Source organism: Shinella sp. WSC3-e (assembly GCF_945994535.1).
Classification (GTDB): domain Bacteria; phylum Pseudomonadota; class Alphaproteobacteria; order Rhizobiales; family Rhizobiaceae; genus Shinella; species Shinella yambaruensis.
Window position 1 is genome coordinate 2,580,459 of the sequence record NZ_OZ000530.1, and the last position, 23,165, is coordinate 2,603,623.

A 23,165-nucleotide genomic window follows, 5' to 3' on the forward strand; every position below is an offset into this window, starting at 1 on the left:
ATTCCAGTTCGCTTTTACTTCGCGCCCTGCACATATCCCTGCCAGCGGGCCAGGAAATCGCTGCGCCCGGCGGCGGCTTCGGCCTCGTTGGTTGCGAAGATCTTGATCTTGTCGAGGGCCGGCAGGTCCACATGGTCGCTCACCACGATGTCGCTGCGGCTCGGGCGGCGGAAGGTGTTTTCGAGCAGCGCGATCTGCATGTCCTTGGAAAGCAGGGCATCCATGGTGCGGCGGCCGAGATCGGCATTCGGCGCGCCCTTGATGAGGGCCATGAATTCCGGCGAGGTGAAGGTGCCTTCCTCCGGATAGACCAGCGCGATCTCTGCCTGGCCGCCGGCGACATAGGCATAGGCGTTCGCCTCGAAGGTAAGGCCGGCGACGAACTCGCCCTGTGCCACGCCACGCAGGATCGACGAGGCGGAGCTGTTGACCAGCACGTTGCCGGCGAGTTTCTCCAAGAATTCCTTGCCCATCAGCTGCTCGATGCCCCAGAGGATCGTATAGGCGGTCGAGCTGTTGTTCGGGTCGGCGATCGCCACCTTGCCCTTCCACTTCGGATCGAGGAAATCCTCCCAGCGCTTCGGCGCCGGGATATCGCCGAGGAGATTGCCGTTGACCATGGCGACCACGACATGGGTGATCGTCGCGCTCCACAGGTCTTCCTTCTGGTGCAGCGTCTCGGGGATCGCCGACAGTTCCTTCGAGCGGTAGGGCTCGAACAGCTGGCGGAAGGCACCGAGCGTGTTCTCGCTCGAGCTCCAGAACACGTCGGCCTGCGGGCTGGCCGCCTCGGCCTCGATACGCCGCAGAAGCTGCCCGCTGCCGCCGGTGATGGTGCTGAGCGAGATGCCCGGCTCGATCTGGCGCAGGCCCTCGGTGACGGCGTCCACCACCTGCGCCGGATTGGGCGTATAGACGACGACCGTGCCGGAGGCCGACTGGGAGAAGGCGATTTTCGGCAGCATCGCCGCTGCAAGGCCGGCAAGCACGCCGCGTCGGGAAATCGTGAAGGTCATGTCGTTCCATCCTCTTTCTGGCTGCCTTTAGGGTTGGCTCCGGCCGCGGGGCAGTCGTCCACGGGCGCATGAATTCGGGTATGCGGGCGCGGGGCCGCGGCTCAGCCAGACGAGAACAGCTCCACCTTGAACACCTTCGTCGCGATGACGATCGGGATGAGGATCACCGCCAGAAGCAGCACGCCCATCGCCGAGGCCGAGGCCATCAGGTTGCTGTCGATCAGCTTGTAGATCTGGATCGGCATGGTCTCGCGGCCGCCGGAATAGACGATGATCGACGTCGAGAGTTCGGAGACCGTGACAGCCCAGGTCAGCACCATGGCCGAGGCGATGGCCGGCAGCATCAGCGGCAGCACCACCTTGAAGAAGCTCGGCACCGGCGGCACGCCGAGGCTGATCGACGCCTCCTCGATGGAATCGGGGATGTTGTAGAGCGTCGAGGAGGCGTTGCGCATGGCGAACGGCAGGCGGCGGATGACATAGGCGAGCACGATGATCGCGCCGGTCCCCGTCAGCGGCAGCCAGCCGCCGTTGAAGGACATGGCGAGGCCGATGCCGATCGCGGTGCCCGAAAGGGCCAGCGGCAAGGTGCCGAGATAGTCGAGCAGCGGCGTGAAGGTGTTGCGCTTCTTGACGATCATGTAGCTGATGATGGTGCTTGCCATCATGCCGATGACCGTTGCCGTGCCGGCATAGAGAAGCGTGTTGAGGATCGGCGCGGGATTGGTGAGAAGCAGGCGCTCGAAATTGGCGAAGGTCCATTCGCCCCAGGCCATGACCGGGCCGCGGGCCTGGGTGAAGGCGCCGGCGACCAGCATGACGAGCGGCATCAGCGAGATGACGACCACCGCCCCCGCCGCCCCGCCGAGCAGCAGGGCCTGCCCGCCGGCGAGCGGAACCGGCCGGGCGCTGCGGCCCTGTACCACCTGATAGCGGCCGCGTGACAGGATCCAGCGCTGGCAGAACAGCACGATGACGATGAGGCCGACGGCGACGCTCGCCAGCGTGCTCTGCATGACCGGGTCGCTGCCGCCTTCGGCGACGGCCGCCTGGTACGTCATGACCGAGAGCAGCTTGACCGGTCCGCCGAGGATCGACGAGGTGCCGAAATTGCCCATGACCATGGTGAAGACCAGGAGCGCGCCGGCCATGACCGAGGGCAGGATGACCGGCACCAGAACCTTGAGGCGCGACTTGACCGGCGAGGTGCCGAGGCTTTGCGCGGCCTCCTCGAGCTGCACGTCGAAGCCGCGCACGGCGGCGAGCGTGCTGATATAGACATAGGCGTAGTAGGTGAAGGTCAGCGAGACGATCAGCCCGTTCCAGCCGTAGAAGCTCGGCAGCGCGATGTCATAGGCGCGCAGCGCGCGGGTGATTACCCCGTTGTTGCCGAGCAGCATCAGCCAGGTCTGCGCCGTGATGACCTCCGGGAGGACCAGCGTGATCAGCGGCAGCAGGGCAAGCGCCGATTTGCCCGGGAAGCTGTAGCGCGAGGCGAGATAGGCGAGCGGCACGCCGATGAGGACCGACAGCAGCGTCACCGCGGTGGCGAGGATGAGCGTGTTGCCGATCGCCTCCAGATAGGTCGTGTCGGCAAGGAGCTGCGCCCAGCCGTTGCGCCCGCCGCTGCCGAAGCTGCCGGTCAGGATGTTGAGCAGCGGATAGAGCAGGAAGACGGCCATGACGACGAGCATGGCAAGCGACAGCCACCACCAGACCGCGCGGGTTCCGGACGCGCCGCTCATGATGCCAGCACCAGGGTCTTTTGCGGATCGAAGCCGAGGTCGACGGCCGCGCCCGGCACGTGGCGGTCGTGGCCGTCGCCATGGGTCTCGACGGCAAGAGTGATGCCCTCGCCGATCTCGACCACATAGCTGGTCTTGCCGCCGAGATATTGCCGGCCGGTGACGGTGCCCGCCACGCGGTTGCCGCCGCCCTCGCCGCGCGGGGCGAGCGAAATATCCTCCGGCCGCGCGACGAACATCGCCTTCGGCCCGGTGAGCGGTGCGGGAACACGCGCCGCCATGGCATGGCCGGCAAGGCGGATGCTGGCGGTGCCTTGCCCCGCGGTTCCGGCCGGCGCGTCGATCTCGATCGTGTTCGCCGCGCCGACGAAATCGGCAACATAGGCACTGACGGATTCGCGGTAGATCTGCGACGGCGTGCCGACCTGCTCCAGCTTCCCGCTCTTCATCACGCCGATCCGGTCGGACATGGCGAGCGCCTCCTCCTGGTCGTGGGTGACGAAGACGGTGGTGATGCCGGCCTCGCGCTGCAGTTCGGTGATCGTGCCGCGCACCTGCAGGCGCAGCTTGGCGTCGAGGTTCGACAGCGGCTCGTCCATCAGCAGCACCTGCGGCTGGATGACCAGCGCGCGGGCAAGCGCCACGCGCTGGCGCTGGCCGCCGGAAAGGGCCGCCGGATGGCGCTCGCCAAGATGGCCGAGGCCGACCCGCTCCAGCGCCTCGCCGATCTTGCGCCGCATCGTGGCGCCCTCCTCGCCGCGGGCGCGCAGGCCATAGGCGACGTTGTCGTTGACGGTCTTGTCGGGAAACAGCGCGTAATCCTGAAAGACCATGCCGATGTTGCGACGATGGGCGGGAAGCCGCGTCACATCCGACCCGCCGAACAGTATCCTCCCGGCGGAAGCGTCGATGAAGCCGGCTATGGTACGCAGGAGCGTGGTCTTGCCGCAACCGGACGGGCCGAGCAGCGTGAAGAACGAGCCGGGCTCGATCGCCAGCGACAGCCCCTCGATGACCCGGTGATTTCCGTAGGTCACACCGAGGTTCTCAATCTTGATTCCCATCTCGTCCTCCTCCCCTTTTCCGTCCGTCAGCCCATCGCGGCCTGAACGAGCGCCAGCGCATCGCGGTGGCGGGCCGGATCGCCGGCGGCCAGGATACGAGGGCCGCTTTCAAGCGTGATCGGCTTTCCGTCCCAATCGGTGACGACACCGCCCGCACCCGCGATGATCGGCGTATAGGGCGCAAGGTCGTGGATCTTGAACTGGGTGTCGATGTGCACGTCGGTCCGGCCGGAGGCGAGCAGGCCGAAGCTGAGGCACGCGCCGCCATAGATGCGCCAGGCCGTCGCCTCGCGCAGCGCGTTGAGCGCCGGGTGCTCGGAAAGATGGAAGAAATCCGGATTGCAGACGGAGAGCATCGCGCTGCCGAGGTCGGGGCAGCCGCGCGTCCTGCAGGGCGCGCCGTTCAAAAGCGTCTGCCGCCCTTCGACGCCGACCCAGCGATTGCCGCCCGACGGTTGGTCGATGATGCCGATGACGGGACGGCCATTGTGCATCAGCGCGATCAGCGTGCCGAAGACCGGCATGCCGGCGATGAACGGCGCCGTGCCGTCGATCGGATCGAGCACCCAGACGAACTCGGAATCGACCGATGCGCCGCCCTGCTCCTCGCCGATTACGCCATGGTCGGGATAGGCCTCGGTGATCAGCTCGCGCAGCCGCCGCTCGATCGCCAGGTCCATATCGGTCACGAAGCTGCGGTCGGGCTTCATCTCGATGGCGCGCTGCTGCCCCATCACGTCGAGAAGCATCCGCCGGCTTTCGTCGGCGAGAACCCCGGCAAAGGCTGCCAAGCGGTCGAGCGCCGCATCGTTCAATGTATTCCCGCCCGTCGACATCCTGGCTCCTTCTCCCGATTTTCCACACCGCGAACGTTCATTCGCTCTTCTAGCGGGGAATGTTGCATAATGTAGCAAATGCGTCAATCTGTAATTTGCGTGCGATGAACGAAGGAGGATAATGGACAAAACGACAGGTCTGCGCAGCAACGGGAAAAAACCATGTGGCAAGAGGAACGACACCAGAAGATCCGGGCTATGCTGACATCGTTCGGCCAGGTTTCGATCGATCGAATCGTAGAGAGTTTTGGCGTTTCGCGTCAAACTGTACGGCGCGATCTGATCGATATGGAACAATCTGGAATATTGCGTCGCATCCGCGGCGGCGCGGTTCCGGTCGAAACCGAGGATATGGAGTTCAGCGTCCGCATCACGCAGCGGCTGCATGAAAAGCGCGCGCTCTGCGTCGCCGCGCTCCGGCTATTGAAAAGCCACCAGACCATCTTCCTGGACGCCGGCTCGACGACGACGATCATGGCGGAGGTCCTGGCGGGCCCGACCGGCCTCACGGATCTCACGGTCGTCACCAACTCCCTGGAGGCGGCCACGCGACTTGCACAGGTGCCGAACAGCCAGGAGAACGGCATCCGCGTGCAGCTCCTGCGCGGACCGGTCAAGCGCGATCCGCTGGAAACCTGGGGCGGCGCCACGGTTGCCGATATCTACAGCTATCATGCGGACATGGCCCTGCTCTCGCCGCTCGGCATCGATGCCGCCTCCGGCGCGACCTATTATCAGCTTCACGGAGCCGAGATCGCGGAGGCGATGGCGCGCCAGGCGGCCAAGATCACCATTCTTGCCGATCATGCGAAAATCGGCGTGACCAGCCGGAAATGTGTCTGCCCGACGGGCGAGATCGACTACGTGGTCGTCGATTCCAAGGCACGCGAGCGTCCCGGCTTCGCCGCGCTCGAGAGCACCGTCGCCGAACTCGTCGTTGCCGAGGGCTGATCACGGCAGCGCCACGCCCTCGGCCTCTGAGCGAGCAAGCCGCGCAGCCGTTTCATCGGCTGGCGTTCCCGTTTTGGTCGAAGCGATGGATTCGCGTTTCGTCTGGCGTTAGGAAGACGGTGTCGCCGTGTGTTACGGGGAAGTCGCCGCCGGCGCGCACGGTGACCATGCCGATGGCCTCGGCATTGACGTGCAGGAAGGTGTCGGAGCCGAGATGCTCGGCGACGCCGACGACGCCCTTCCAGGTGCCGCCCTCCTTGGACAGGCGGATATGCTCCGGCCTTATGCCGACGGTCGGGGCGTTCCAGGGCCTGGCCGCCTCGCCCTTGACGAAGTTCATGCGCGGCGAGCCGATGAAGCCGGCGACGAACAGGTTGTCCGGCTTGTTGTAGAGATCGAGCGGCGAGCCGACCTGCTCGATGTTGCCGGCGTTCAGCACGACGATCTTGTCGGCCATGGTCATCGCCTCCACCTGGTCGTGGGTGACGTAGATCATCGTCGTCTTCAGCTGGTGGTGCAGCTCGGAGATCTCCAGCCGCATCGTGCCGCGCAGCGCCGCGTCGAGGTTGGAGAGCGGCTCGTCGAACAGGAAGGCCGAGGGCTCGCGCACGATCGCCCGGCCGATCGCCACGCGCTGGCGCTGGCCGCCGGACAGCTGGCCCGGGCGGCGTTCGAGATAGTTGGTCAGGTTCAAGACGCGCGCCGCTTCCGCCACCTTCTTCTCGATGACGGCCGGATCGGTCTTGGCCATCTTCAGGGGGAAGGCGATGTTGTTCTTCACCGTCATGTGCGGATAGAGCGCATAGGACTGGAACACCATGGCGAGCCCGCGCCTGGCGGGCGCGGCCGATGTCACGTCCTTGCCGTCGATCTCGATCGTGCCGCTCGTCGTGTCCTCCAGGCCCGCGATGAGGCGCAGCAGCGTGGACTTGCCGCAGCCCGACGGGCCGACGAAGACGACGAACTCGCCGTCCTCGATCGTCAGGTCGATGCCCGGAATGACCTGCGTGGCGCCAAAGCTCTTGTTGACCTTTTTAAGGATGATCTTGCCCATGATGGTCCCTCCCGTCTGTTTCGTTACTTCACGGCGCCGAAGGTGAGGCCGCGGACAAGCTGTTTCTGGCTGAACCAGCCCATGATCAGGATCGGGGCGATGGCGAGCGTCGAGGCCGCCGAGAGCTTGGCCCAGAACAGACCCTGCGGGCTGGAGAACGAGGCGATGAAGGCGGTCAGCGGCGCGGCGTTCGTCGTCGTCAGCCGGATCGTCCAGAAGGCCTCGTTCCAGGCGAGGATGATGTTGAGCAGCATGGTGGACGCAATGCCCGGCACCGCCATCGGGGTCAGCACGTAGACGATCTCGCCCCACAGCGACGCCCCGTCCATGCGCGCGGCCTCCAGGATCTCGCCGGGGATCTCGCGGAAATAGGTGTAGAGCATCCAGATGACGATCGGCAGGTTGATCAGCGTCAGCATGACGGTGAGCCCCACGCGGCTGTCGAGCAGGCCCGTGTCGCGGAAGATCAGGTAGATCGGCACCAGCACGGCGACGGCCGGCATCATCTTGGTCGACAGCATCCACATCAGGATGTCCTTGGTCCTTCTCGTCGGCGAGAAGGCCATCGACCAGGCCGCCGGCACGGCGATCAAGAGCGCCAGCAGCGTCGAGCCGACCGAGATGATCACCGAGTTCAGGAAGAACTTGAAGTAGTTGCTCTGCGCCTGCACGGCCGCGTAGCTCTCCACCGTGCCCGACGGCAGGATGTCGAAGCCCTGGATCGCCTCGGTCTCGGACTTGAACGAGGTGATGATCGTATAGAGGATCGGGAAGAAGAGGATCAGCGCGATGATCCAGGCGGCGATGGTGAAGACGGCGGTTCGTCTTGTCGAGACGGCTCTGGCCATGGTCTTGTCCTCCCTAAAGGCTGTTCCGGGACCGTGCGGAGCGGTGTTCCGTCCGGAACGGCGGTAAACTACTTGTCCAGGTTCTTGCCGACGGCGCGCATCAGGAAGAAGGCGACGATGTTGGCGAGGATGACGGCGATGATGCCGCCGGCCGAGGCGCCGCCGACGTCGTAGCCGAGCAGCGCCGTGCGGTAGATCAGGAACGGCAGGTTGGTCGAGGCATAGCCCGGCCCGCCGTTGGTGGTGACGAGGATCTCCGCATAGACGCCGAGCAGGAAGATCGTCTGGATCAGGATGACGACGGTGATCGAGCGGGAAAGATGCGGCAGCGTCAGGTAGACGAAGCGGGAGACGAAGCCGGCCCCGTCCATCTCCGCCGCCTCCTTCTGCTCGCCGTCGAGCGATTGCAGCGCGGTCAAGAGGATGAGGGTGGCGAACGGCAGCCATTGCCAGGCGACGATGATGATGATCGAGAACAGCGGATACTGCGCGAACCAGTCGACCGGCTGCAGGCCGACGGCGCGGTTGATGTCCGCCAGCACGCCGTAGCCCGGATGCATGATCATGTTCTTCCACACCAGCGCGGCCACCGGCGGCATGACGAAGAAGGGCGAGATGATCATGATGCGCACGATGCCCTGGCCCCACATCGGCTGGTCGAGCAGCAGCGCAATCGCGATGCCGCCGACGACGGTGATCAGCAGCACCCCGCCGACGATCAGGAGCGTGTTCCAGATCGACTGGAAGAAGGCCGGGTCGGTGTAGAAATACTGATAGTTGAACAGCCCCGCCCAGCTGACATTGGCCGGGTTCAACAGGTTGTAGTTCTGGAACGAGAACCACAGCGTCATCGCCAGCGGAACGATCATCCACACCAGAAGCAGCCCGACTGAGGGCGCCAACATCAACCGCGCCAAACCACGCGTGTTCTCCGTCGCCATGAAATTCCTCCCATTCCTCACGCGGCGGCCTCTTCCTGCCGCGCGCTTTTCTCCGTCACGGCCGATTGGCGGCCGCGCCGTCATAGATCGCCAGAACGCGATCCACCGCGGCGATCAGGATGTCTTCCGCGCGATCGGCCTCCTGTGGCACGATCGTGGGCAGATACTGGTGCAGCACCGTTTCGGGAATGCGAACGCCGGAAAGCGCCGACAGCAGGGCCGCAACGGCGGCCTCCGCCTCCGGCCGCGTCCAGTAGTAGCGGATGCGGTCGCTGTAGCTGAAATGGCGCTGGATCCTGAGCGCAGTCTCATCGCCGTGGTAATAGCCGCTCCAGGACCCGGGCACATCGACCATCAAGGCTTCCATCGCCCGCGCCAGCGGTCGGTCGCCATAGCCGGGCACGATGTCCGAGGCGACGAGATCGAGCGCATAGAGCGCCTCGCGGTAGGCAAAGGTGAGGCCCGGCCCGACCTTCAGGATGGGAAAACCATCGCCGACCAGCGCGGCCAACGCCTCTTCCGTCTGGTAATCGGTGGAATGCGCCTCGAAGACCAGCGCCGGCTCCTCGTCGAGCAGGGTGCTGAGGGCCGCGGCGCGCGGCGGATCGTAGGCGACGACATTGTCGCTGCCGAACTCCACGCCGGGCTGCACGACGAAGGCGATGACCCGCGCGAAGGCATCGGAAAGCCCTGCCTTACCGAAAGCGGCACGGTGCACGGCGATCGTCTCCCGCGCAGCGTCGGGCGCGGTCGGCTCGACCGTCGCCAGCGCATGGTCGGCACCGCCGGGCACAGGCACCTCCGTGCCGAGGATATAGACGGGAGCGGGCAGGTTCCCGCGCCGGGCGGTTTCCTCCGCGACGGCGCAAAGAGCCGCGGCACGTTCGGCAACGGTACGGTCGTCCAGGGCGGCCGGCTCGCCGGCGCAGCCCATCGAGGCGTCGAGATGGATTTTCGTGAAGCCGGCCGCGACATAGGCCTCCACCATGCCGGCCGCTTTTTCGAGCGCGACCGAAGCCTGCCCCCTGCGCCAGGGATTGGGCCCGAGATGATCACCACCGAAGATGATCTTGTCCCGCGCAACGCCTTCCTCGGCGGCAATCACTTCTACGAAAGCGATGAAATCGGCGGGCGTCATGCCGGTATAGCCGCCGAACTGGTTGACCTGGTTGCAGGTCGCTTCGATCAGCACCGGCCCCTCGCCCTTCGCCGCCCGGCGCAACGCGGCACGCAGCACGGTCGGGTGCGCGGAGCAGACAGAGGCGATGCCATAGGGACGGCCCGCGCGGCGGGCCGCGGCCAGGCCCGTGAGGAAGCGGCTCATGCCCCCGCCTCCCGGCCGGCAGCCGCAATGAATTGATCGAGCGCCTGCCGGCTGGACACGCCTTCCATCGGCCCCTGCCGGTTGACCGCGCACGCCCCGGCGGCATTGGCGTAAAGCAGCGCGTGAGCGGGCAGAAGGCCAGCGCGGCGGCCGGTGAGATAGGTGGCTCCGAAACAGTCGCCCGCGCCCGTCGGATCGATCTCCTCCACGGCAAAAGCCGGGCAATCGATACGGCCGGAATCCCGGCTGAAATGGCTGGAACCGGCGCTGCCGCGCTTCAGCACGACCTCGCCGATGCCGAGGCCGAGCAGGCGTTCCACCGCGGCCTCTTCCGTCGCCTCGCCGGCCGCGACGAGCAATTCGTCTCCGGAGGGCAGCAGGAGATCGGTGACAGCCAGCATGTCATCGACGAGCTTGCGGCCCTCGCCGTCCTGCGCCAGCTCCTTGCGGATGTTCGGATCGAAGGAGACCGAGCCGCCTCGCGCCCTGACCGAAGCGACCGCCTCGAGAAGGAGGTCGCCGATGCCGCGGATTGCGAAAGCGGACCCCATGACGTGGACATGGCCGGCACGGGCGATGAGCGCGCGCGCCGCGTTCGTCATCGTCGTGTCGCCGGCCGCGGAATGGGCGATATTGTAGACGAAATCCCGCGAGCCATCCGCCCGATAGCGCACGAAGGCACTGCCGGTCGGCTTGCCGGGAATGACCGCGATGGCCGACACGTCGACGCCATCGGCGCGCAGCCGCTCCACGTTGAGCGTGCCGAAGTCATCGGCGCCGACCGCCGCCACAATGCCCGCCGCACCGCCGAACCGCGCCACCTGATCGATGAAGATCGCCGGCGCGCCGCTCGCAAACGGCCCGACGAGCGGCTGCGGCGCAAGGAACCCCGCCCCGACCGTCGTCGCCATGATCTCCACCAGGATCTCACCGACCGTCACCGTCGGCCCCAGGCCTTCCGGCGCCACTGCGCTCACTCTCATCAATGCACCCTCCCTGCGACGGAGCCCGAAAGCATACCGCGATCATTTCCCATTGGTGATAGCGGATCGGCCCTGCAAAAGTCAACAATTTTTTACGTACGTAAATTTATTTATGTGAAATTCGATTGCAACTCCTCAAGAAGGCTGGAGAGAAAATCTGCAGCTTCATATTAATTCCCTTTTATTACAGCGCATTACCGGAAATCCTCGCCATTGCACCATCGCAATCGCAAAATTTGTCGCTTGACAACAATGGCTGTTTCACCACATAAAAACTTTACGCATGGCATTTTATGCGTAAACATCCGTAAAGGAGGAACGGACCCATGAGGAACATGACCCGCATTCTATCGTCGTCCGCCATCGGCCTTGGATTGCTGACCGGCCTCGCACAGGCCGAGGAAATCAGCATCGCCACCGTGAACAACGGCGACATGATCATCATGCAGAAGCTTTCCGGCGCCTGGGAAAAGGAAACCGGAAACAAGATCAACTGGATCGTGCTCGAGGAGAACGTGCTGCGCGAGCGCGTGACCACCGACATCGCCACCAGGGGCGGCCAGTTCGACATCATGACCATCGGCGGCTACGAGGCGCCGATCTGGGGCAGGCAGGGCTGGCTGGCGCCGGTCGACGACCTCGGCGATGACTACGACTATGCGGACCTGCTGGAGCCGATCAAGGCGGGCCTGACGGTCGACGGCAAGCTCTATGCCGTCCCCTTCTATACGGAAAGCTCGTTCACGCTTTACCGCAAGGACCTGTTCGATGCCGCCGGCCTTACCATGCCGGAACAGCCGACCTACGAACAGATCAAGGAATTCGCCGCCAAGCTGACCGACAAGTCCAAGCAGCAATATGGCATCTGCCTGCGCGGCAAGCCGGGCTGGGGCGAGAACATGGCGTTTGTCGGCACCATGGTGAACGCCTATGGCGGCCGCTGGTTCGACATGGATTGGAAGCCTCAGCTCAATTCCGAGCCGTGGAAGAAGGCGATCACCGACTATGTCGCGCTGCTTTCGGACTACGGCCCGCAGGGGGCCACCGCCAACGGCTTCAACGAGAACCAGACGCTCTTTGCGACGGGCCACTGCGCCATGTGGATCGACGCGACGTCGGCCGCCGGCCGCGTCTACGACCCCAAGCAGAGCCAGGTCGCCGACAAGATCGCCTTCACGCGCGCGCCGATCGCCGAGACAGCGAACGGATCGAGCTGGTCCTGGTCATGGAACCTTGCCATTCCAGCGACCACGCAGAAGGCCGAAGTCGCCAAGTCGTTCCTCAAATGGGCGACCTCCAAGGACTATGTGAAGCTGGTCGGCGAGAGCGAAGGCTGGGTCGCCGTGCCGCCCGGCACGCGCAAGTCGACCTACGCGCTGCCGGAGTACCAGAAGGCGGCCCCCTTCGCGGAAACCGTGCTTCAGGCCATCCTCTCGGCCGACCCGTCGAAGCCCACCAAGGATCCGGTGCCCTATACCGGCGTGCAGTTCGTCGCCATTCCGGAGTTCCAGGCGATCGGCACCTTCGTCGGCCAGCAGGTCAGCGCGGCCCTTGCCGGCCAGCAGACGGTCGATGCGGCACTCGATGCCGCCCAGGTCCAGGTCGAGCGCGACATGACCCGCGCCGGCTACATCAAGTAAGGCTCCCGCCTGCGGGTTTGGCCCGCAGGCCCTCCCAGGAGGACCCGGCACTCCGGTGCCGGGTTTCCCGCACGACGAACATTTCCAACGAACGCATTTCGCGGCACCGGCTTTGCCCCGCAACGCATGGAGAAGAGACATGAAACTCAAGGACAAGGTCGCGCTCATCACCGGCGGCGCACGCGGCATCGGCCTCGGCTTTGCCGAAGCCTTCGTGGCCGAGGGCGCCAAGGTCGTCATCGCCGACATCAATCTCGCCCGCGCCGAGGAAGCGGCGGCGGCGATCGGCCCGGCCGCGACAGCCATCAGGATCGACGTCACCAACCTTCAGGACATCGATGCGGTCGTCGGCAAGATCGACGCCGATTTCGGCGGCATCGACATCCTCGTCAACAATGCCGCGATCTTCGACATGGCGCCGATCCAGGCGATCACCGAGGAGAGCTACGACCGTGTCTTCGACGTCAACTTGAAAGGCCCGCTCTTCACCATGAAGGCCGTCGCCAACGTGATGATCGCCCGCGGGCGCGGCGGCAAGATCATCAACATGGCGAGCCAGGCCGGCCGGCGCGGCGAGGCGCTGGTGACGCTCTACTGCGCCTCCAAGGCCGCGATCATTTCGGCAACCCAGTCGGCAGCGCTCGCCCTCGTCAAATACGGCATCAACGTCAATGCGATCGCCCCCGGGGTGGTGGATGGCGAACACTGGGACATCGTCGACGCCAAATTCGCCGAATGGGAAGGCCTGAAGCCCGGCGAGAAGAAGGCTGCCGTGGCGAAATCCGTGCCGATCGGCCGCTTCGCCACGCCCGACGACATCAAGGGCCTCGCCGTCTTCCTCGCCTCCAGCGACAGCGACTACATTCTCGCCCAGACATACAATGTCGACGGCGGCAACTGGATGAGCTGAGCCATGGCGAACCGCATGAAAGCGATCCAGTTCACCGCCAAGGGCGAGGCAAGGCTCGCCGATCTCGGGGTCGGCGATGTTCCGGCCGGCCATGCCCTCGTCAAGGTCAAGGCGGCCGGCCTCTGCCACACGGATATCGACGTGCTGCATGCCCGCTACGGCGACGGCGCCTTTCCGCTCGTGCCGGGCCATGAATATGCCGGCATCGTGGAGGCCGTCGCCGCTGACGTCACCGGCCTCCAGGTCGGCGCGCGCGTCGCCGTCGATCCGAACCTGCCCTGCGGCACCTGCCCCGCCTGCCGCAAGGGCCTGACGAACCTCTGCCGCGACCTGAAGGCCTATGGCGTTTCGCACAATGGCGGCTTTGCCGAATACAGCATCGTGCGCGCCGACCAGTTGCACGGCATCGGCGACCTGCCTTTTTCCGTCGCGGCCCTTGCCGAGCCGCTCGCCTGCGTGGTGAACGGCCTCAACAGCGCGGGCATACGCGGCGGCGCACCGCTGCCGAAGGACGCGCTCGTCATCGGCGCCGGGCCGATCGGGCTGCTCCTTGCGCTGTCGCTGAGAGCGGAGGGCGTCGAGACCGTGACGGTCGCCGATATCAACGAGAGCCGGCTCGCCTTCGCCGTCGGTCTCGGCCTCGGCGGCATCGTCTCCGGCTCCGCCGAGCTTGCAGCCAAACGGCGAAGCTACGACTTCGTCGCCGACGCCACGGGCATTGCCAGCGTCGTCGAAGGCATGATCGATCTTCTCGCCGACGGCGGCACGGCGCTTGTCTTCGGCGTCTGCGCCCCGGATGCCCGCATCTCCGTGGCGCCCTTCGAGATCTTCCGCCGCCAGCTGAGGCTTGCCGGTTCCCATTCGCTGAACCGCAACATTCCCGATGCGCTCGATATCCTGAAGAAGGATGACGGCGGGATGGCGCGGCTCGTATCGCATCGGCTGGCGCTGGAAGAGGTTCTGCCCTTCTTCACGAGGAAGCCGACGGACCCCGCGACGATGAAGGTGCAGTTCGCCGCCGACTGATCACCGAACCGCCGATAGCCGGCCTCGATTTCGGCTTTTCCCGCGAAATGAGGCCGGCTAAGAAGGCGAACACCGGAACCGCAGGAGCACCGCTTGGCCAAGTCGATCAGAACAATGGAGGATTTTTCCGAGTTCGTCGGCCTGTCCCGGCCCACGGTGTCGAAATATTTCAACGACCCCTCCTCCGTTCGCAAGAAGACGCGGGACGCCATCGAGGAGGCGCTGAAAAAGTCCGGCTTCCGGCCGAACATCTTCGCCGTCAACCTCAACCGCCGTCGCAGCAACATCATCGGCATCGTCGTGCCGACCTCGATCGACCCCTTCTACATGGCGCTGACGCGGCGCATCGAGCTCATCGCCAACGAGGCCGGCTTCCACGCCTTCGTGCTTTCGGCGGATGGCCGCGCCGATATCGAGGACAACGCGATCAAGACGTTCAAGTCGATGAACGTCGCCGGCGCCATCATAGCTCCGCTCGGATCGGCCGCGCGGCCGAAGACGCTGGAGCAGCTCGGCCAGTCCATCCCCCTCGTCTATGTCGACTCCCCGCTCGACGAGACCTCCGCCTTCGTCGGCACGGACAACCGCCAGAGCTTCGGCCTCATCGTCGACTACCTCTGCCGCTCCGGCGAGCCGCCCTGCTATCTGGGCATGCCGCATGTCAATACCAACGCGCTCACCCGCGAGACCGCCTATCTCGAAGCCATGGCGCGCCTCGGCATGGAGCCGCATGTCCTGCCGGTCTCGGAAGCCGCGAGCTGGGATTTCGAACGCTTCGCCTTCGAGGAAGCGAGCCGCCTGCTCGAAAAGCCGGCCGCGCTCAAGAGCCGCACCATCCTGTGCGCCAACGACCGCCTCGCTTTCGGCGTCATCGCCGCCGCCTGGCAAAAGGGCCTGAAGGTCGGCCACGGCGCCGACTATGACCTGCGCATCGCCGGCCACGACGACCATCCCCTCTCCCAATACGCCTGCCCCCCGCTCACCACCGTCGCCCAGAACTACGACGAGATCGGCCGGCTCGCGATCCAGCTCCTGCTGCACAAACTTGACGAAGCGGACCACCCTGCATTGGGCAAGGAGCAGATCTTGCTGAAGTCGGAACTGATGCTGCGGCATTCGGCCTAAAGCCCTTGAACGGACTCGAAACGGCGGCAGCACATCGCCTAGCCTTCCTCAAACGGCCTTCAACCATTCCGCCCAACGCGGATCGCTCATCACGAAGCGCGCCCGCATGTGCTTCCAGAAGCCGTATTTGAAGAAATCGAAATCGAGGCGGGAGATCCGGTTCTGCACCATCGCCCAGGTCGACCATTTCAGATCGACCAGCGCCTTGAACAAAGAGACCCGCGCCAGGAGAGCCGGATCGAGGCGGCCGTAATATTCCTCGATCATTTCCGCCTCCACCTCCGGCGAGAAGCACATTTCGCTGAACCACAGGGCAAGTTCGGCCGCCCGGTCGTTGGTCGAGGCATATTCGAAATCGACGAGCATGACCCGCTGGTCGGCATGGAGCAGGAAATTCCCGGCGAGCGTATCGTTCATGCAGGGGGCGAGATCGAGGCCGGACGCTTCCAGCGCCTGCCGCGCCTCGCGGTAGCGCGCATTGAGCCAGCCGAAATCGCCGGGAAACTCGCCGCCCAGCGCCAGGGCCTGCTCGAAATGCTCGTCGATCATGTCGAAGGTCGTCTTGCGCTGGGAGAGCGGCGTGCTGTCGTTGAAAGCCTTCAGGGCGCGCAGGCCGTTGAAGCGCACGACCGGATCGAGAAAGTCGGCATTGGTGGATGTGCGCAGCCCCTCGACGAACTCGCTGACCTCCACGCCGGTCTCGGGGAAGAAATCGATGATGCGCGCGCCGACGCCGGCGGCATGCGCCTTGCGGCCGGCCTCGTTCGCCGTTCGGCGGTCGATGAACATCTCCGTGCCTTCGCCCGGGATCTTGACGAAGAAGCTGTGCGGCGCGCCATCGACATGCACCCGCCAGTTCGGATTGCTGATGCCGCCGGGCACCGGCTCGTAGGAAACCGGCCGCTCCCGCCAATCCGCGACGGCGAGAATGGCGGCCTCGATCGCCCGCTCCGCCGGAGATACGCCTTCACCCAGGCTGCGTCGCATCCACCCCTCCCTCAGACCTGTTTCAGCCACGTTTCGAAGCGCGGCCCCTCGATCACGGTCCGCGCCCTGAGCAGCCGCCATTCGGCATATTTGAAGAACTCGACGTGCTTTCGCGGCGAGCGCGCCGCACTGACGAAGCCCCATAGCGCCCACATCAGATCGTCCGCCGCGCCATAGAGGCGTGCGCGGGCAAGGGTCTGCCCATCCGGCTTTCCGGTCGCGATCTCGATCGCCAGCAGCGCCTCGCCATCGAAGGGAAGCAGTTCGGCAAGCACGGTTCCAAGATCATGGGCGGGGTCCGCCTGTCGCGCCCATTCGAAATCGACCAGCCGGACAGCGTCTTGCGGCCCGACCATCACGTTCGAAGACGCGCCATCGGCATGGCAGGCGACGAGATCGACGCCGGCCGCCGCGATCGCCGCGCCAATCCGCTCGACGGCCGCTGCAACGGTCCGCACCGGCGCGGGCAGGATCACGCCGGGCGCTTCGGCAAGCCTTCGATAGGCGGCGACGAGATCGAACACGCTGCGGTCTTCGGCGAGCGGTGCAGCCTCCTGGAAGCGGCGCTTGGCGGCAAGCAGGTTTTCGAGCACCGCGGGACGGCGAAGCACATTCGCACGGCCCCATGCCCATTCCTCGCCCAGCGCCTCGAAGACGAGGACACCGCGTGCGGGATCAGCATGCAGCAGCCGGGGCGCGATACCGAGCTCTCCCGCCTTGCGGCTGGCCTCCGCAACGCGGTCCAGCGCGATGAAATCGGCCATGTCGTCGTGACGGTGCTTGAGGAAGACCGGCGGCCGGCCGGGCGCCGTGGCGAAAAGGCAGATGTTCTCGACGGCCCGGTGAATGGGAGAAACAACGCCCCCGACCGGCGGAGAAAGCACCGCGCCAGACAGGCCGACGGCTGCGAGTGCGGGCAGGATCGCCTCATCGTTCTGCATGAAATCCTCCCTCGGCAAGCCGTCGCAACAGTGCTGTCAGAACCTTGAGACCCGCCTTCATATCCTCCGGATGGGTCAGTTCGTCGGGATGGTGCGCGATGCCGTCGACGCTCGGAATGAAGATCAGGGCCGAGGGAATGCCGGCATTTTGCAATGCGACGGCGTCGTGCCCGGCGACCGAGCGCATGGCCAGGGGCTCGAAACCGCAGGCGCGCGCCATGTCGCCGGCAAGCGCCGCCAGACGGTCGTCCATGCTGGCGGGCGCGCGCAGCCCATCGGCGGCAATCTCCAGCCGTGTGCCGGTTTCGCGCGCCGCCTTTTCGAAGGCCGCGATCACCGCCCGGCCAGCGATGTCGAGTTCGGCGACGTCGATACCGCGCAGTTCGAACCAGACCGTCGCGCGCTCGACCACGACGTTCGGCGAATTCGGCTCGATGACGAGGCGCGCAGCCGAGCGATGGAGGTGGGGATGATGCGCGGCGACAATGGCCTCGAAGGCCGTAATGCCCCGCGCGGCGGCGAGAAGCGCATCGCGCCGGTCCGCCATGGGTGTCGGTCCCGTGTGGGCGGCGCGGCCGATCCAGGCCGCAGTGATCTTGCGAGCCGCCCAGGTCCCCTCGACGACGCCGATCCGCCGCTCGGCCTCCGTCAGGACCCGGCCCTGCTCGACATGCAATTCGACATAGGCTTCGGGGCGAGGCGGAACGCTTCCGGTTTCGCAGGCCACGCCGATCGCGTCGAGGGCGTCGCGGAGCGCAATGCCGGCCCCGTCCTGGAGAGCAAGCGCATCGTCCAGCGGCAGGGCACCCGAAAAGACGCCGCTGCCGGTGAGGCTCGGCTGGTAGCGCGCACCCTCCTCGTTCGTCCAGTTGACGACGGCGAGATTGCGGCTTGGACGAAAGCTGCCAGCACGGATTTCCGCATCGAGATCGAGTGCCGCGCAGCCGGCCGCGAGCACGCCGAGCGTTCCGTCGAAGCGGCCGCCGCGCGGCTGGGTGTCGAGATGCGACCCGGCGAAGACCCAGGAAGCCCCCTCACCCGCCCAGTCGAAACAGGCGAACTGGTTGCCGATCGCATCCTGCGCGATGCGGGCGCCGCCCCTCGACATCCAGTCGGCAAAGAGGCGGCGCGCCGCGCCATCCTCGGCGCTCGCCGCCAGCCGCGTGATCCCAGCCCCGGGACGCGCGCCGATCGCGGACATCCGGTCGAAAATCGTCGCCAGATCGGAGCCGGCCATAGCCGCTGCGCTATCCATGGATGATCTCCAGTCCCTCGGCCTGGACAGCCGTGACGAGAGCGGGCGGAGGGCGGCGGTCCGTCACCAGCGTATGAACCCGGCCGAAGGGCGCGGTGATGACATTGCCGACCTTGCCGAACTTGGAGTGATCGGCAAGCATCACGCTTCGCGACGTCTGCTTCAGCAGTACCTGGCGGATGCGCGCCTCGTCCTCCTCGAAGTCCATGAAGCCGTAACCGGCATTCACGGCGGCCGCGCCCATGAACACCATGTCGAAATGGAACTGCTGGATATAGGCGATCGTGTCGTAGCCGACGAGATCCTGCTCCACCGGGCGCAGGTGCCCGGGCGTCATCAGCACCTGAACGCCGAAATGTTCGCAGGCCGCCTGCGCGATGCGCAGGGAGTTGGTGTAGAGCCTGAGTTTCTTGAACCCGACGAGCCGGCGGGCGAGCGCCAGCGTCGTCGTGCCGGTGTCGAGGAAGATGACGCAGTCGTCGACGATGAGATCGCGCGCAAGGCCTGCGACCTCGTCCTTCTCCAGCGCATTCAGCTTGATGCGCTCGGTGATCGGCGTGTCGGCGGTGCGGCCCGCCGGAATGGCGCCGCCATGCACGCGCCGCACGGCGCCCTCGGCCTCCAGATCCTTGAGGTCGCGCCGGATCGTTTCGCCGGAAACGCCGAATTCGGCCGAAAGCTCGAGCACGCTGACGCGCTGATCGCGGTCCAGGCGCTCCAGGATGACCTCCTTGCGGATCTCACTCGACATGAACGGCTTCCTCCTCATGCGGCGCCGCGTGCCGGTGCAGGCAGGCGGCGTAGTTGCCGCCGGCAAGAGCCAGCAGCGGCGGGTCGGTTTTCGCGCAGTCGCCTTGCGCGCGCGGGCAGCGCGAGCGGAACGAACAGCCGAGCGGCAGATCGATCGGGCTTGGCGGCTCGCCGTCGAGCAGGTAGCGCGGGCGCGGAAAACGGTTGTCCTCCAGCGTCGGCATGGCGCTCAGCAGCGCCCGGGTATAGGGGTGGTGCGGCTGTTCGAAAAGCGTGCTGTTGTCTGCCAGTTCCACGATGCGCCCGAGATACATGACGGCGATACGGTGGCACATCCGGCGCACGAGCGCGAGGTCGTGCGAAATGAACACATAGGAAAATCCGTGTGTTGCCTGAAGCCGGTTGAAGAGGTCCAGAAGCTCGGCCTGCTCCACCTGGTCGAGCGCCGACAGCGTCTCGTCGAGGATGAGGAGGCGCGGCTTCAGCACCAGCGCGCGGGCGATGTTGATGCGCTGGCGCTGGCCGGCGCTCAGACCCACCGGCAGCCGGTCGGCAAGCTCCATGTCGAGCCCCACCTCGGCCATCGCCTCCTGCGCCCGTTTCCCCGCCTCCGCCCGGCCGATGCCGTGAATGAGCAAAGGCTCCTCGATCATGCGCTGGAGCGGCATGCCTGACGGCAGCGAACCGTAGGGGTCCTGCAGAAGCAGCTGGAAGGACCGGCGCATTTCCGTCAGCGAGCGGGCGGAAAGGTGCGAAAGGTCCTTGCCGAGGAAGGCGATGCGGCCGCCGTCCGGCTGCTCCAGCCAGGCGAGGAGGCGGGTCAAGGTGGATTTGCCGCAGCCGCTTTCGCCCACGATGCCGAAATTCTCGCCGGCCTTCACGGTGAAGGAGACGTCGCGCACCGCCTTCACCTCGTTATAGGCGTTGAAGGAGCCTCGCCGGCGCACGAGGTAGGAGCGCATGACGTTGTCGACGGTCAGCACCGCCTCGCCTTCCTGCGCCGCCGGGGCCGTCACATCCTTCCAGATCGAGGGGATGCGCGAGATGAGGGCACGCGTATAGGACTGGCGGGGACGTGCGGCGAGCTCCGCCGTGCGCCCCTCCTCCACGATGCGGCCGCGCTGCATGACGAGCGTGCGCTCGGCGATCTGCGCCACCACCGGCAGCGACGACGAGATGAAGAGGAAAGCGGTATCGAGGCTTTGCCGCAGCCCGTCGATGAGACGGATGATCTGCGCGGCCACCGTCACGTCGAGCGGCTGGGTGATGTTGTCGGCGATGACCAGCGACGGATCGGAAACAAGCGCGTCGACGATCATCACCCGCTGCATCATGCCGCCGGAGAACTGGAACGGCGCCTCGTGGAAACGGGCGCCCGGCGAAGGGATGCGCACGCGGGCGAGCAGGTCGAGCACCTTGTCGCGCGCCTCGGCCCGGCCGATCCCGGGCCGCACGCAGCGCAGCTTCTCGACGATCTGCTGGCCGATCGGCAGACGGGGATCGAGCGACCCCATGGGATTGGCGCCGATGAAACCGATGCGGTTGCCGCGGATGGCGGAGAGCGCGCGCGGCGGCAGCGACAGGATGTCCTTGCCCTCGAAGACGACCTTGCCGGCGGTTATCTCCAAGGGCGTGGAGACGGCGCGCACCAGCGCACGGGCAAGCACCGACTTGCCGGAGCCGGCCTCGCCGACGAGGCCGAGCACTTCGCCGGGTGCCAGGGCGAAGCTGACATCGTCGACGACGCGCCGGCTGCGCCCTTCACGCTCGAGATCGACGCTGAGATTGGAGACGGCGAGAATGGGACCGGCCATCACGCTTCTCCCCGCAGCACGGCATTGCGCGCGCGCTCCAGCGCCGATCCCATCAGGTTGAGGCAGGTGAGCGAAACCAGCATGAAGACGCCGGGCATGGTGGCGATCCACCAGGCGTTCAGAAGGTATTTTCGCGCATCGGCGATGACATTGCCGAAGGTTGGGGTCGGCGGCTGCACGCCGAGGCCGAGAAAGCCGAGAATGGATTCGAAGATCATCATGCGGGCGATGTCGAGCACCGCGACGAAGGCGATGGGCGGCAGAACGACCGGCGCGACGAAGAGCAGCATGATGCGCAGGTCCGAAGCCCCGAGCACCCGCTCGCCGAGCACATAGCCGCGGCTGCGCTCGCCGAGCGCCACGGAGCGGGCGACGCGGGCATAGAGCGGCCAGCCGGAAAGCCCCAGCACGAGGATGATCGCCGGCACCGTCGGGCGGGAAACGCCGAGAATGGTGATGGCGAGGATGATCATCGGGATCGAAAGCTGCGCATCGGTGAGCCGCATGATGACGGCATCGACCCAGCCGCCGCGAAACCCGGCATAGAGCCCGAGGCTGCAGCCGACGACGAACATCAGGACGACGGTGGTGATGCCGATCAGCAGCGAATAGCGCAGGCCCACCAGACAGCGCATCAGCACGTCGCGGCCGAGCTGGTCCGTGCCGAGCAGGTAGGGCCACTTCCAGCCCTCCGCCGGGAACGGCGGCAGCAGCTTGGAACCGTAGGCGATCTTGATCGGATCGACCGGGCTCACCAGCGGCAGCAGGATCGCAAGGCCGACGAGCAGGGTAAAGCCGACGAGGCCGATGCGGAAATCCGTGCGCGCCGCGGCGATCTGGAGCATGCGCCGGGTGGGCGTGACGCCCCGTTTGGCCGCGGGGCGCGGGGCGACATTCTCATGGGCGATATCGGCCACGTCAGTACTCCAGTCTCGGATCGATGGTCATCGCGATGAGATCGACGAGAACGTTGATCATCACGAACATCACGGAAATGAAGATCGCGATGCCCTGGATGAGCGGGAAATCGCGTTGCAGCACGGCATTGATCGTCAGGAGGCCAAGGCCGGGATAATCGAAGATGAACTCGATGACGAGGACCCCGCCGAGCAGCATGCCAAGCTGCACGCCGAGCAGGTTGATGAGCGGGATCGCCGAATTGCCCAGCGCATGGGAGAAGATCGTGCGGCTGCGCGAAAGGCCGCGGATCGGCGCGAGCTGGATGAAATCCTCGCGCATCACCTGCGCCACCGAGACGGTGAGCGTGCGCAGGATGAACGGCACGATCTCCACCGCGAGCACGATCGCCGGCAGGATGGTGTAGCTGAAGCCGCGATAGCCGATGGCCGGAAGCAGTTTCAGCTTCACCGACAGGAACAGCGTCAGCACGATGCCGAGCCAGAAATTCGGCGTCGACACGCAGATGGAGCCGATCGCCAGCGCCAGCTTGTCCGGCCATCGCCCCGGATAGAGCCCGCCCAATGTGCCGAGCGGCACGGCCACGAGCAAGGCGAGTGCCAGCGCCACGGCCGCAAGCTGGAGCGTCATCGGCAGGGTCGCGAGGATGAGATCCAGCACCTTGGCGCGCTCCTCGCGCGTCGCATCGTCGAAAGACGAGCCGCCAAGGCTGGCGCCGCTTTTCGGGCGCACGAAGGAGGTGCCGAGATCGCCGGTCATGAGATCGCCGAGATAGGAGACGAACTGCACGGGAATGGGTCGGTCGAGGCCGAGTTCCTTCGCTTTCATCACCACCACCTCGTCGGGCGCCATGCCGCCGACGATGAGGCGTGCCGGATCGCCCGGCACCACACGCAGCAGCGTGAAGATGATGAAGGTCACGAGCAGGATAATGAGCGCCCCCTGCAGGAGCCGTCTCAACAGGAACGACAGGACGAACATGCGGTTTCCCTTGCGCTGATCGGTATGGAAGCGGCCGCCCTCGACGGCGGCCGCCG

21 protein-coding genes and 1 pseudogene are annotated in these 23,165 nt (G+C 65.9%); 6 read left to right on the forward strand and 16 right to left on the reverse strand.

From position 1 onward, the window contains the following. Nucleotides 1-14: 14 nt before the first annotated feature. The 4 genes from AABF56_RS12760 to AABF56_RS12775 all read right to left on the reverse strand — a co-directional run bounded on the left by AABF56_RS12760 (nt 15) and on the right by AABF56_RS12775 (nt 4,661). The gene (locus tag AABF56_RS12760; protein WP_272806193.1) at nt 15-1,016 is read right to left on the reverse strand and encodes an ABC transporter substrate-binding protein; all 1,002 of its coding nucleotides are present in this window, start codon (nt 1,014-1,016) and stop codon (nt 15-17) included. Between the two features lie 101 nt (nt 1,017-1,117). Next, nucleotides 1,118-2,761, reverse strand: coding sequence for an ABC transporter permease (locus AABF56_RS12765; protein WP_272806194.1), 1,644 nt, complete (start codon nt 2,759-2,761; stop codon nt 1,118-1,120). Then, complete coding sequence (locus AABF56_RS12770) at nt 2,758-3,825, reverse strand: ABC transporter ATP-binding protein (protein ID WP_272806195.1); 1,068 nt, start codon at nt 3,823-3,825, stop codon at nt 2,758-2,760. The genes AABF56_RS12765 and AABF56_RS12770 overlap by 4 nt, the downstream gene beginning before the upstream one ends. 26 nt (nt 3,826-3,851) lie before the next feature. Then, complete coding sequence (locus AABF56_RS12775) at nt 3,852-4,661, reverse strand: inositol monophosphatase family protein (protein WP_272806196.1); 810 nt, start codon at nt 4,659-4,661, stop codon at nt 3,852-3,854. A 162-nt stretch (nt 4,662-4,823) separates the two neighbouring features. On the opposite strand from AABF56_RS12775, the pseudogene AABF56_RS37765 reads away from it, so the two are divergent. Continuing rightward, nucleotides 4,824-4,991, forward strand: a pseudogene (locus AABF56_RS37765) (DeoR family transcriptional regulator); the annotation flags it as partial. Between the two features lie 21 nt (nt 4,992-5,012). Then, entirely contained in the window at nt 5,013-5,612 is a 600-nt protein-coding gene (locus tag AABF56_RS12780; protein WP_245082617.1) for a DeoR/GlpR family DNA-binding transcription regulator, read from the forward strand. A 52-nt stretch (nt 5,613-5,664) separates the two neighbouring features. On the opposite strand, the gene AABF56_RS12785 is transcribed toward AABF56_RS12780, so the two are convergent. From AABF56_RS12785 to AABF56_RS12805, 5 genes are all read right to left on the reverse strand, one after another. Further along, the gene (locus tag AABF56_RS12785; RefSeq protein ID WP_272806197.1) at nt 5,665-6,666 is read right to left on the reverse strand and encodes an ABC transporter ATP-binding protein; all 1,002 of its coding nucleotides are present in this window, start codon (nt 6,664-6,666) and stop codon (nt 5,665-5,667) included. Between the two features lie 23 nt (nt 6,667-6,689). Continuing rightward, on the reverse strand, nt 6,690-7,514 hold the full coding sequence (locus tag AABF56_RS12790) for a carbohydrate ABC transporter permease (protein WP_245083430.1): 825 nt from the start codon (nt 7,512-7,514) through the stop codon (nt 6,690-6,692). 68 nt (nt 7,515-7,582) lie between these two features. Continuing rightward, nucleotides 7,583-8,455 carry a carbohydrate ABC transporter permease gene (locus AABF56_RS12795; RefSeq protein ID WP_272806198.1) on the reverse strand — a complete coding sequence of 291 codons (873 nt, stop codon included), beginning with the start codon at nt 8,453-8,455 and terminating at the stop codon, nt 7,583-7,585. A 55-nt stretch (nt 8,456-8,510) separates the two neighbouring features. Beyond that, on the reverse strand, nt 8,511-9,779 hold the full coding sequence (locus AABF56_RS12800; RefSeq protein ID WP_272806199.1) for a D-tagatose-bisphosphate aldolase, class II, non-catalytic subunit: 1,269 nt from the start codon (nt 9,777-9,779) through the stop codon (nt 8,511-8,513). Then, on the reverse strand, nt 9,776-10,762 hold the full coding sequence (locus AABF56_RS12805; RefSeq protein WP_272806200.1) for a tagatose kinase: 987 nt from the start codon (nt 10,760-10,762) through the stop codon (nt 9,776-9,778). Before AABF56_RS12805 ends, AABF56_RS12800 begins: the two co-directional genes overlap by 4 nt. 335 nt (nt 10,763-11,097) lie before the next feature. On the opposite strand from AABF56_RS12805, the gene AABF56_RS12810 reads away from it, so the two are divergent. From AABF56_RS12810 to AABF56_RS12825, 4 genes are all read left to right on the forward strand, one after another. Beyond that, complete coding sequence (locus AABF56_RS12810; RefSeq protein WP_443021158.1) at nt 11,098-12,402, forward strand: ABC transporter substrate-binding protein; 1,305 nt, start codon at nt 11,098-11,100, stop codon at nt 12,400-12,402. 139 nt (nt 12,403-12,541) lie between these two features. Further along, nucleotides 12,542-13,312, forward strand: a complete 771-nt coding sequence (locus AABF56_RS12815; RefSeq protein WP_272806202.1) for an L-iditol 2-dehydrogenase — start codon at nt 12,542-12,544, stop codon at nt 13,310-13,312. Nucleotides 13,313-13,327: 15 nt separating this feature from the next. Further along, nucleotides 13,328-14,338: a zinc-dependent alcohol dehydrogenase family protein gene (locus AABF56_RS12820; protein ID WP_272806203.1), complete on the forward strand. Its 1,011-nt coding sequence runs from the start codon at nt 13,328-13,330 to the stop codon at nt 14,336-14,338. A gap of 114 nt (nt 14,339-14,452) precedes the next feature. Continuing rightward, on the forward strand, nt 14,453-15,463 hold the full coding sequence (locus AABF56_RS12825; protein ID WP_245082237.1) for a LacI family DNA-binding transcriptional regulator: 1,011 nt from the start codon (nt 14,453-14,455) through the stop codon (nt 15,461-15,463). Nucleotides 15,464-15,511: 48 nt separating this feature from the next. On the opposite strand, the gene AABF56_RS12830 is transcribed toward AABF56_RS12825, so the two are convergent. From AABF56_RS12830 to AABF56_RS12860, 7 genes are read right to left on the reverse strand one after another with little or no spacing between them, the layout of a single operon-like run. Further along, the gene (locus tag AABF56_RS12830) at nt 15,512-16,450 is read right to left on the reverse strand and encodes a choline/ethanolamine kinase family protein (RefSeq protein ID WP_272806204.1); all 939 of its coding nucleotides are present in this window, start codon (nt 16,448-16,450) and stop codon (nt 15,512-15,514) included. Between the two features lie 11 nt (nt 16,451-16,461). After that, nucleotides 16,462-17,391, reverse strand: coding sequence for a phosphotransferase (locus tag AABF56_RS12835; protein ID WP_272806205.1), 930 nt, complete (start codon nt 17,389-17,391; stop codon nt 16,462-16,464). Beyond that, nucleotides 17,378-18,646: a Zn-dependent hydrolase gene (locus tag AABF56_RS12840; protein ID WP_272806206.1), complete on the reverse strand. Its 1,269-nt coding sequence runs from the start codon at nt 18,644-18,646 to the stop codon at nt 17,378-17,380. Before AABF56_RS12840 ends, AABF56_RS12835 begins: the two co-directional genes overlap by 14 nt. Continuing rightward, nucleotides 18,639-19,397: a DeoR/GlpR family DNA-binding transcription regulator gene (locus AABF56_RS12845; RefSeq protein WP_245082040.1), complete on the reverse strand. Its 759-nt coding sequence runs from the start codon at nt 19,395-19,397 to the stop codon at nt 18,639-18,641. Before AABF56_RS12845 ends, AABF56_RS12840 begins: the two co-directional genes overlap by 8 nt. Then, nucleotides 19,387-21,210, reverse strand: a complete 1,824-nt coding sequence (locus AABF56_RS12850) for a dipeptide ABC transporter ATP-binding protein (protein WP_272806207.1) — start codon at nt 21,208-21,210, stop codon at nt 19,387-19,389. Before AABF56_RS12850 ends, AABF56_RS12845 begins: the two co-directional genes overlap by 11 nt. Continuing rightward, nucleotides 21,210-22,118: an ABC transporter permease gene (locus tag AABF56_RS12855; protein ID WP_272807504.1), complete on the reverse strand. Its 909-nt coding sequence runs from the start codon at nt 22,116-22,118 to the stop codon at nt 21,210-21,212. The genes AABF56_RS12850 and AABF56_RS12855 overlap by 1 nt, the downstream gene beginning before the upstream one ends. Before the next feature lie 10 nt (nt 22,119-22,128). Next, a complete protein-coding gene (locus tag AABF56_RS12860; RefSeq protein ID WP_272806208.1) occupies nt 22,129-23,109 on the reverse strand; it encodes an ABC transporter permease in 981 nt (326 codons plus the stop codon). Nucleotides 23,110-23,165: the final 56 nt, after the last annotated feature.